At 59.4% G+C, this 793-nt stretch carries 1 protein-coding gene; it reads right to left on the reverse strand.

Annotation, left to right across the window (positions count from 1 at the left end):
- Window positions 1-10: 10 nt before the first annotated feature.
- Window positions 11-793 (reverse strand): IS66 family transposase (gene tnpC, locus EXE52_RS18065; RefSeq protein WP_137704006.1); only part of this gene is annotated, 783 nt, incomplete at its 5' end.

Here is a 793-nt window from a genome sequence, read left to right on the forward strand (position 1 = left end):
TGGTACGTGTTTACCCCGGAGTCTCGACAGCCGGCACAGCGTGAGCCCGTGAGATCAGTTCATTGTTACTGACGGCTCGACGAAGCTCTTCGTATGGATTGCGTCCCTGCTGGCGCCACGTCGCCAGCAGGGACAAGACCGTCTCGTGAACGAACATTCCTCGATCATTACGCAGCGTTCCGATGATTTTCCGCAGAACTACTGGTTCCCGAAGCGCGTTCTCTGCGGCATTGTTTGTCGGAGAGACCGCTGGCTCACCGACGAAGGTGAGCCAGTGGTCGAGACCTCCTTCGATCTTCCCCAGCAGTGTTGCCACTGGTCCGTCGGGTACTGACCGGTCAATCAGCGATTCAAGCTCTCTTCGCGCCACACGCTGGAGGTCTGCTCTCTCACGAGAACTTGGGTCGCTCTCCAGCCGAGCCTGGAGAGCGACGAATAGCTGTCTGAGAGCCTGGTAGATCGGTTCACCTTCTGGCTGCTTTTCGGCGGCCTCCTCAGCCTCTCGAAGAATGTGCGCCCAGCACCGCTGGAGGTTGCTGCTGAAAGCTGGGTACGCCGTCCACCCGTCACAGACGACTGTTCCCGCGAAGTCCTCGCCGAGGACTTCCGCGGGAACATCACTTCCGCGACTCTCCCTGACCGCGTACAACGTGTGTTGAACGGTCTGAAACGTCCAAATCCACGCTTGTTCACCGTCGCGCTTGATGCCTGTCTCGTCGATGTGAACCACGTCAGCATCCTGAATCTCTTGACGGATCTGCTCGTACTCACAGCGACCGGCGCGCGCAGCGCG

This window comes from Halorubrum sp. CGM4_25_10-8A, from assembly GCF_005435025.1.
Taxonomy (GTDB): Archaea; Halobacteriota; Halobacteria; order Halobacteriales; family Haloferacaceae; genus Halorubrum; species Halorubrum ezzemoulense.